Raw genomic sequence first — 10,144 nt, forward strand, 5'->3', positions numbered from 1 at the left:
CATTATAAAATAAATTGAAATCTTCTAAAAACTCTGATACATTGAAATAGAAATGTAGTTTCACAATATTGTAAAGGCTTACAGTTATGTGCACGAAGATCTATTAGGATTGGAGGAAATAATGATGAAAGCTGAAGAAAAATTTTCCCCGGGATTAGATGGTATAGTGGCAGCGGAGACGAAAATCTCGTTTCTTGACACAGTAAAAGGTGAAATTGTAATTCAAGGGTATGACTTAATCGAACTCTCAAAAACAAAAGAGTATTTAGACATTGTGCACCTTTTATTGGAGGAACATCTACCGAATGAAGATGAAAAAGCAACACTTGAAAAGAAATTAAAAGAAGAATATGCAGTACCAGAAGGTGTATTCAACGTACTAAAGGCATTGCCTAAAGAGACGCATCCCATGGATGGATTACGTACAGGTGTATCAGCGTTAGCTGGTTACGATAATGATATCGAAAACCGCTCGTTAGAAGTGAATAAAAGCCGAGGGTACAAGCTGTTAAGTAAAGTGCCAAACATTGTAGCGAATAGCTATCATATTTTAAATAATGAGGAGCCAATTGAACCTCTTAAAGAATTATCTTATAGTGCGAATTTCTTCTATATGTTAACTGGTAAAAAACCAACTGAACTTGAGGAAAAGATCTTTGATCGTTCCCTTGTTTTATATAGTGAGCATGAAATGCCAAACTCTACATTTACAGCTCGCGTTATTGCATCAACACAATCAGATTTATACGGTGCTCTAACAGGTGCAGTTGCATCTTTAAAAGGAAGTTTACATGGCGGTGCAAATGAAGCGGTTATGTACATGCTTTTAGAAGCTGGTAATGTTGAGAAATTTGAAGAGTTATTACAGAAGAAACTATATAACAAAGAAAAAATTATGGGCTTTGGACACCGTGTTTATATGAAGAAGATGGATCCAAGAGCACTTATGATGAAGGAAGCTTTAAAACAGTTATGTGATGTAAAAGGTGATTATACACTATATGAAATGTGTGAAGCTGGAGAAAAGATTATGGAAAAAGAAAAAGGAATTTATCCAAATCTTGATTATTATGCAGCTCCAGTATATTGGATGCTAGGTATTCCAATTCAACTTTACACACCAATCTTCTTTAGCTCTAGAACAGTGGGGTTATGTGCGCACGTTATTGAGCAACATGCAAATAATCGTTTGTTCCGTCCACGTGTAAATTATATTGGCGAGCGACATGTACTTAGTAAATAAGAACAACTGGGGAGTTGTTAGCGCCGCCCGCCAGATGGGTGTTTGACCGACACCCATCATTAATAATAACGAATTTTCGACAGAAAGGGAAGAATAGCATGATTAAAACAAATGAAATTAAGCAAAAAGATGCATTATTAGAAGAGATTACCGATTATGTATTAAATAAAGAGGTTACTAGTGCAGAAGCATTCAGTACAGCTCGTTACGTATTACTTGATACACTTGGATGTGGAATTTTAGCACTGCAATATCCAGAATGTACGAAATTACTAGGACCAGTTGTGCCAGGAACAATCGTGCCAAATGGTACACGTGTACCAGGTACGTCTTATGTACTAGATCCAGTAAAAGGTGCATTTAATATCGGATGTATGATCCGTTGGTTAGACTATAACGATACTTGGCTTGCAGCAGAGTGGGGACATCCATCTGATAACCTAGGCGGAATTTTAGCAGTTGCAGATTATATTAGCCGTGTTCGTATTTCAGAAGGAAAAGAAGCTTTAAAAGTACGTGAAGTATTAGAAATGATGATTAAAGCACATGAAATTCAAGGCGTGCTTGCTTTAGAAAACAGCTTAAACAGAGTTGGTCTTGACCATGTATTATATGTAAAAGTAGCAACAACTGCAGTAGTTGCGAAAATGCTTGGCGGAACACGTGAAGAAATCTTTAATGCATTATCACATGCGTGGATTGATAATTCTAGTCTTCGTACATATCGTCATGCTCCAAATACGGGCTCACGTAAATCATGGGCTGCAGGTGACGCAACGAGCCGCGGTGTTCATCTTGCAATGACTGCTCTAAAAGGTGAAATGGGTTATCCAACAGCATTATCTGCGCCAGGATGGGGATTCCAAGATGTATTATTCAATAAACAAGAATTAAAATTAGCAAGACCACTAGAGTCATATGTAATGGAAAATGTATTATTTAAAGTGTCATATCCAGCAGAATTCCATGCACAAACGGCTGCAGAATGTGCAGTGAAGTTGCATCCGGAAATTAAAGAGAGATTAGATGAAATTGACCGTATTACAATTACAACTCATGAATCAGCAATTCGTATTATTGATAAAGAAGGTCCATTAAATAACCCAGCTGATCGTGATCATTGCTTACAATACATTACGGCAATTGGTTTATTAAAAGGAGATATCGTTGCAGACGATTATGAAGATGCAGTAGCAAACGATCCACGTGTAGATGAATTACGTAATAAGATGGTTGTTGTTGAAAACAAACAGTACAGTTTAGATTACCTTGACCCGAACAAGCGCTCAATCGCCAACGCTGTTCAAGTTCACTTTAAAGATGGCACAGTAACAGAAAATGTGGAATGTGAATATCCACTTGGTCACCGCTTCCGTAGAGACGAAGCAATTCCAAAAGTTGTTCAAAAATTCACTGCAAATATGGCAGGTCATTATTCTAGTAAGCAACAAGAACAAATTCATGAAGTTTGTTTAAATGAAGAAAAACTAGAAAATATGAATGTAAACGAATTTGTAGATCTATTCTTAATTTAATAATAGGGGGAATTTAGAATGGCTTGGGTTGTGAAAAAGCAGTCAACACAAGAGGAGCTTGCGAATCGATTCCGAGCTTTAGTAGAAGCAAATGAAATTTTGCAAATTCCAGGTGCTCATGATGCAATGGCAGCTCTTGTTGCAAAAAATACAGGTTTTTCAGCTCTTTATTTATCAGGAGCTGCTTATACTGCAAGTAAAGGCTTACCAGATTTAGGTATCGTGACGTCTACTGAAGTGGCTGAGAGAGCAAGAGATTTAGTAAGAGCTACAGACTTACCTGTTCTTGTTGACATTGATACAGGATTTGGTGGTGTACTAAATGTGGCGAGAACAGCTGTAGAAATGGTGGAAGCGAAAGTAGCAGCTGTCCAAATTGAAGATCAGCAATTACCAAAAAAATGTGGACATTTAAATGGTAAGAAACTTGTTACTACAGAAGAATTGGTTCAAAAAATTAAAGCGATTAAAGAAGTTGCACCGAGCTTATACATTGTAGCACGTACTGATGCTCGCGGCGTTGAAGGATTAGATGAAGCAATTGAAAGAGCAAATGCATATGTAAAAGCAGGTGCAGACGCAATTTTCCCCGAAGCGCTTCAATCAGAGGAAGAATTCCGTCTATTTAATAGTAAGGTAAATGCACCTTTGCTTGCGAATATGACTGAATTCGGAAAAACTCCATATTATAGTGCAGAGGAATTTGCGAATATGGGCTTCCAAATGGTTATTTATCCTGTAACTTCACTTCGCGTTGCAGCGAAAGCATATGAAAATGTGTTTGCTTTAATTAAAGAAACAGGTTCTCAAAAAGATGCACTTTCTAATATGCAAACGAGAAGTGAATTATACGAAACAATTTCATATCATGACTTTGAAGAGTTAGATACTGGTATTGCAAAAACAGTATTATCAGAAGATCAATAGATAAAGCAGCGAAGGCGATGAAAATACATCTTTGGCAAAATAAAATGCTTGATGTGAAAAATTATCGCCTTCTATTTTCAAAAAAGATATTCCACTCATCGTAGACGAGCATAAGCAAAAAGCTATGAAAGCCGAATGATAGGGGGATACATATGGAGAAAACGAAGTTACCATGGGATGAATTTTTTTCGCTTAATAAAGATATAAATCATACTTACTTTACACCAGAAGATTTTTCAGGTGATGAAGATTTAATCGCAAAAACGACAGAACAATTCGTTAAACAAGAAATTGTTCCACAAATGGAGAATATTGAACAACATAACTATAAAGTTTCTCGTCAATTATTTGAGAAAGCTGGGGAACTTGGATTATTAGGCATTGAGGTACCAGAAGATTATGGCGGGTTCGAGTTAGGAAAGGCTGTCTCAGGTCTTGTAGCAGAGAAAATGGGTTACGCTGGTGCGTTTAGCGTTTCTTTTAATATACACGCTGGTGTCGGTACATTGCCTTACATATATTATGGAACGAAAGAGCAAAAAGAAAAATATTTACCGAAAATCGCATCGGGAGAATGGATTGGGGCTTATGCTTTAACTGAGCCAAATGCTGGTTCGGATGCATTAAGTGCAAAAACAAGCGCCATATTGAATGAAGAGGGAACAGCTTGGAAGTTAAATGGTGAGAAGCAATGGATTACAAATGCTCATATGGCAGATGTATACGTTGTTTTTGCGAAGACAAATAAAGGAATGACAGCGTTTATTGTCGAAAGAACATGTGAAGGTGTATCTATTGGATTAGAAGAAAAGAAAATGGGGATTAAAGGTTCTTCAACAGCGACTCTTATTTTAGAAGATGTTGTCATCCCTGCTGAAAATGTTTTAGGGGAAGTTGGGAAAGGGCATCACGTAGCCCTTAATATTCTTAACTTTGCTAGACTTAAACTTGCTTTTGGGAATATTGGAACAGCAAAACAAGCAATTGGTTTGTCGGTTCAATATGGAAAAGAGCGAAAACAGTTCCAAACGGAATTAGTAGACTTTACGATGATTCAAGAGAAAATTGCAAATATGATTATTGCTACATATGGAGCCGAAAGTGCAGCATATCGTACAGCAGGTGTAATCGATGAAGCAATTCATGAGAGCGATGAAGATCTTATGAAGAAAATGTCTCAATTTGCAATTGAATGTGCACTGAATAAAGTAAATGCTTCTGAAACACTTGCTTATATCGTAGATGAAGCTGTACAAATTCATGGTGGTTACGGTTATATGCAAGAGTATGAGGTAGAACGATTATATCGTGATGCAAGAATTAGTCGTATTTTTGAAGGAACGAACGAAATTAATAGATTAACAGTTGCTAAAATGTTAATGAAACAAATCGAACAATTAGAAGATACTGAAGTAGAAAGTAATGTAGCAAATGTAGAAAGAAACCATCGTTACATTTTATTAGCGAAAAAATTGTTGAAACAATCTTTGAAAACGCTCTCTAAAACTCCAGGTCTAAAAATTGACCAAGAACAAGAATATTCACGTGTAATATCAAATATGTTGACGGACGTGTACATCATGGAATCAGCGTTTTTACGTACGAGAAAAGCGGTACGTAAAAATGGAGAGGAAAAAGAACGTACGAAGCAACTCATAACGGATGTTATTTGTGAAGAAGGATACCGTAAAGTAGAAGAAGCGGCGATTTCTGTACTTTCAGCAGCTGTCACAAAAGAACAAGATAGAAATGTGATTTTAGCTGAAATCCGTCAATTATTAGTGCCTTTATACACGAACGTATTTACGAAGAAGAGAGAAATTGCGAAAGCTATTATAAATCGCGGGAAATATATTGTGTAAATAGGAGGAAAGCGATATGAAAAAGATTGGTTTTATCGGTTTAGGTAACATGGGTCTTCCAATGTCAAAAAATCTAGTTAAATCAGGTTACACAGTATATGGCGTGGACTTAAATAAAGAGGCGGAAGCGTCCTTTGAAAAAGAAGGCGGAATTATCGGTCTATCAATCTCAAAACTAGCAGAAACATGTGATGTAGTTTTTACAAGTTTACCTTCACCTCGCGCTGTTGAAGCGGTATATTTTGGAGCAGAAGGATTATTTGAAAATGGTCACTCGAATGTAGTTTTCATTGATACAAGTACGGTATCGCCGCAGTTAAACAAACAATTAGAGGAAGCTGCAAAGGAAAAGAAAGTAGACTTTTTAGCAGCACCTGTGAGCGGTGGTGTAATCGGAGCCGAAAACCGAACATTAACGTTTATGGTTGGTGGATCAAAAGAGGTATATGAGAAAACGGAATCTATCATGGGCGTACTAGGCGCGAACATTTTCCACGTTAGTGAGCAGATTGATAGTGGTACAACTGTTAAGTTAATTAATAACTTATTAATCGGTTTTTATACAGCTGGTGTGAGTGAAGCTTTAACATTAGCGAAAAAGAACAATATGGATTTAGATAAAATGTTTGATATTTTAAATGTAAGTTACGGTCAAAGTAGAATTTATGAACGTAATTATAAAAGTTTTATAGCACCTGAAAACTACGAGCCAGGATTTACTGTGAACTTATTGAAGAAAGATTTAGGATTTGCAGTTGACTTAGCTAAGGAAAGCGAACTCCATTTACCGGTAAGCGAAATGTTACTAAACGTATATGACGAAGCGAGTCAAGCTGGATATGGTGAAAATGATATGGCTGCTTTATATAAGAAAGTTAGCGAGCAATTAATTTCTAATCAAAAATAAATTATACAAAGGAGAGAATACAATGATTACAACTGAAATTAAACGAGTAAAAAATCACATTAACGGTGAGTGGGTTGAATCGACAGGTACGGAAGTAGAAGCAGTTCCAAATCCAGCGACTGGAAAAATTATCGCTTACGTTCCACTATCTCCAAAAGAAGATGTTGAAAAAGCTGTTGAAGCGGCAAAATCAGCATTCGAAACATGGTCTAAAGTACCAGTTCCAAATCGTTCAAGAAATTTATATAAATATTTACAGCTATTACAAGAAAATAAAGATGAGCTTGCAAAAATCATTACGCTAGAAAATGGTAAGACGCTAACGGATGCAACAGGTGAAGTACAGCGTGGTATTGAAGCGGTAGAACTTGCAACATCTACGCCAAATTTAATGATGGGTCAAGCACTTCCGAATATCGCTAGCGGAATTGATGGATCGATTTGGCGCTACCCAATCGGAGTTGTTGCTGGTATTACGCCATTTAACTTCCCGATGATGATTCCGTTATGGATGTTCCCACTTGCAATTGCTTGCGGTAATACATTCGTATTAAAAACATCTGAAAGAACGCCACTTTTAGCGGAGCGACTTGTAGAATTATTCTATGAAGCAGGTTTCCCAAAAGGCGTATTAAATTTAGTACAAGGCGGAAAAGATGTTGTAAATAGCATTTTAGAAAATAAAGATATTCAGGCTGTTTCGTTCGTTGGCTCTGAGCCGGTAGCTCGTTACGTATATGAAACAGGTACGAAACACGGAAAACGTGTACAAGCGTTAGCAGGTGCGAAAAACCATGCGATTGTAATGCCAGATTGCAATCTTGAGAAAACAGTACAAGGTGTAATTGGATCTGCATTTGCAAGTAGTGGAGAGCGCTGCATGGCATGCTCAGTAGTAGCAGTAGTGGATGAAATTGCTGATGAATTCATTGATGTATTAGTAGCAGAAACGAAAAAATTAAAAGTAGGCGATGGCTTTAACGAAGAGAACTATGTTGGACCATTAATCCGTGAATCTCATAAAGAGCGCGTTTTAGGCTACATTAATAGCGGTGTAGCAGATGGGGCAACTTTATTAGTAGATGGCCGTAAAATTAATGAAGAAGTTGGAGAAGGTTACTTTGTAGGTGCGACAATCTTTGATGGCGTGAATCAAGAAATGAAAATTTGGCAAGATGAGATTTTTGCTCCAGTATTAAGCATTGTACGAGTTAAAGATTTAGAAGAAGGTATTAAACTAACAAATCAATCTAAATTTGCAAATGGTGCAGTTATTTATACGTCAAACGGTAAACATGCACAAACGTTCCGTGATAATATCGATGCTGGTATGATCGGTGTAAACGTAAATGTTCCAGCACCAATGGCATTCTTCGCATTTGCAGGAAATAAAGCGTCATTCTTTGGTGATTTAGGTACAAATGGCACAGATGGCGTTCAATTCTATACACGTAAAAAAGTTGTAACTGAGCGCTGGTTTTAATATAAAATAAACAGCCAAATTAGTTATTAAATGAAAACCACCACTATTAATAGTGGTGGTTTTCATCTTGTTAATTACTTTTTTCAAAAGCAAGTTTAATACCAAAACCAATTAAGACGACTCCCGTTAACCCTTGAATATAACGCTGCGTCTTCGGTTTTTTCATAAAAGCACTAATTTTATCAATTAAAAATATATAAAAAGCGAACCAAATGGCTGTTAAAACGAGGTAAGTAAGGCCCATTACGAGTAGTTGGATAAACGTATTATGATTTGGATTTAAAAATTGCGGTAAAAACGTTAAAAAGAATACTGCAACTTTAGGGTTTAATAAATTCGTAAGAAACCCTTGTCGAAAGCAAGAGGTGTGTTCATCTTCATTATTTAAAGATATATCGTTCGTATCAATGCCTTCTTTATTTCTTACTGCTAAAAGGGCTTTAATACCAATATAAATTAAATATAGAGCCCCAACGTACTTGAAAATAGAAAATAAAAGAGCTGACTTTACAATAAGTGCAGAAAGACCAATTACAGCAGCTAAAGTATGAATTAATAGTGCAATACATGTACCAAACACTGTTTTCACTCCACCGACTTTACCAGCAACCAATGTATTTTTCGTAGCCATTGCTGTATCTGGACCAGGTAAAATGATAAGGCAAATAGACATAATGATGAAAAGAAGATAATTTTCTATCATAGCCGCCCCTCCTTTTTATTTTTAGAATATTTGATTAAAATCAGTGTAGCACAAAAATGGATTTAATAAAATTAAATTTTGTTAAAAATAATTAAATAAAAAAGGCTATATAGTAGCTGTAATTACACTACTATATAGCTTCGATTTTATCCCGCTATTTGCGGGTAGTAAGATTTTCACCGCACAAGATTTAGCTGAAGCAAAGAAGTTAGGTAGGGGATGAACGAAACACCCCCTCATGACAATTTCATTTTATGCATTAAGTAAGTTAAAGAAACGATTCACATCTTCTTCTGAAACGTCACTTAACTGTTTATATTTATAATTCGGATTTTGATCTTTATCAACGACAACGGAGCGTACTCCTTCGAAGAAATCTTCATGTCTCATGAAATTTTTAGCAAGTATAAGGTCCGTAGCGAAACATTCTTCAACGGATTTATCTTTTCCATCAATAAACTGTTTTAATGTTACTTTTAGTGAAATAGGGGATTTTGATAACAGTGTTTCTTTCGTTTTTAGAGCAAAGGAACTTTCATCTTTCTCCAATGAATGGATGATTTCTTCAATTGTATCGAAAGCAAAATGTGAATTGATTACTTCTAATGAAGGAGCGAGCTCGCTTTCTAAGTTTGGAGCAGTTGCAAATGTACGAATAACTTCTTTTAAATTAGTATGTACATCATCTTCTTTATGCCAATTTACACTTTCAAGTTCAGTAAGAAACTCTGGTAATGAATCAGATGTCATAAAGTAATCAGCAGCATTAATAAATAATACGTCAGAAGCTTTTAAAATAGATGCTGTTAAAGCAACGAATCGTCCTGTATATCCAGGCGCTTTATTTAAGAAATATGCAGCTCCGACGTCTGGGAAGAAGCCAATATTCATCTCTGGCATTGCCCATTTCGTACGCTCAGTTACAATGCGATACTTCGCACCATTTGTAAGACCGACACCACCGCCCATTACAATTCCATCTAAACAAGCAATAATCGGTTTTGTATATTGATAAATATATGTATCAATTTCATACTCTTCTTCAAAAAAACGTTCTGCATGTTGCAATGCCACTTCATTGGAACGCGCTTCATAAAGAGTTTTAATGTCGCCGCCTGCACAAAAACCTTTTGTGCCAGCTCCTTTTAACACGATAAGTGCAATACGCTCATCGTGTTCCCACTCTTTAAGTTTTTGTCCGATAGGGTGTAACATGTCATAAGATAAAGAATTAAGTGCTTTTGGACGGTTTAAAGTAATTGTCGCAACGCCGTTTTCACTAACAGAAAATAAAACTTGTTCAGTCATAATGCATCCTCCCTTACATATCTTCTTATTCTTAATTCTTGATATGTACTGAAATGTCCTTTATAAATTTTGTCAAAAGTTGACGGTAAATATTAATTTGGTCACTGCATATTTTGACGAGTTATCTTTGCAGGATTTCAGAGACTGAGGGGGAATATTACAACATTACTGTAAGT

The 10,144-nt window shown here is 36.2% G+C and carries 8 protein-coding genes; 6 read left to right on the forward strand and 2 right to left on the reverse strand.

Annotation, left to right across the window (positions count from 1 at the left end):
* Window positions 1-121 precede the first annotated feature (121 nt).
* From mmgD to ACQGS6_RS17645, 6 genes are all read left to right on the forward strand, one after another.
* Window positions 122-1,243, forward strand: coding sequence for a citrate synthase (mmgD, locus tag ACQGS6_RS17620; protein ID WP_001987369.1), 1,122 nt, complete (start codon window positions 122-124; stop codon window positions 1,241-1,243).
* A gap of 98 nt (window positions 1,244-1,341) precedes the next feature.
* On the forward strand, window positions 1,342-2,778 hold the full coding sequence (gene prpD / locus ACQGS6_RS17625) for a 2-methylcitrate dehydratase (protein WP_000598123.1): 1,437 nt from the start codon (window positions 1,342-1,344) through the stop codon (window positions 2,776-2,778).
* Window positions 2,779-2,796: 18 nt separating this feature from the next.
* On the forward strand, window positions 2,797-3,705 hold the full coding sequence (gene prpB / locus ACQGS6_RS17630; protein ID WP_000312639.1) for a methylisocitrate lyase: 909 nt from the start codon (window positions 2,797-2,799) through the stop codon (window positions 3,703-3,705).
* A gap of 152 nt (window positions 3,706-3,857) precedes the next feature.
* Window positions 3,858-5,567, forward strand: coding sequence for an acyl-CoA dehydrogenase family protein (locus tag ACQGS6_RS17635; RefSeq protein WP_000415985.1), 1,710 nt, complete (start codon window positions 3,858-3,860; stop codon window positions 5,565-5,567).
* Window positions 5,568-5,583: 16 nt separating this feature from the next.
* Window positions 5,584-6,474, forward strand: coding sequence for an NAD(P)-dependent oxidoreductase (locus ACQGS6_RS17640; RefSeq protein WP_000719411.1), 891 nt, complete (start codon window positions 5,584-5,586; stop codon window positions 6,472-6,474).
* Between the two features lie 22 nt (window positions 6,475-6,496).
* Window positions 6,497-7,957: a CoA-acylating methylmalonate-semialdehyde dehydrogenase gene (locus ACQGS6_RS17645; protein WP_000633364.1), complete on the forward strand. Its 1,461-nt coding sequence runs from the start codon at window positions 6,497-6,499 to the stop codon at window positions 7,955-7,957.
* A gap of 70 nt (window positions 7,958-8,027) precedes the next feature.
* Here ACQGS6_RS17645 and ACQGS6_RS17650 read toward each other — a convergent pair whose 3' ends face one another.
* A complete protein-coding gene (locus ACQGS6_RS17650) occupies window positions 8,028-8,660 on the reverse strand; it encodes a LysE family translocator (protein WP_000572358.1) in 633 nt (210 codons plus the stop codon).
* A 252-nt stretch (window positions 8,661-8,912) separates the two neighbouring features.
* Window positions 8,913-9,968, reverse strand: coding sequence for an enoyl-CoA hydratase/isomerase family protein (locus ACQGS6_RS17655; protein WP_426965363.1), 1,056 nt, complete (start codon window positions 9,966-9,968; stop codon window positions 8,913-8,915).
* Window positions 9,969-10,144: the final 176 nt, after the last annotated feature.

Origin of the sequence: Bacillus sp. GMs2/2, from assembly GCF_050172095.1 — a bacterium.
Taxonomy (GTDB): domain Bacteria; phylum Bacillota; class Bacilli; order Bacillales; family Bacillaceae_G; genus Bacillus_A; species Bacillus_A cereus.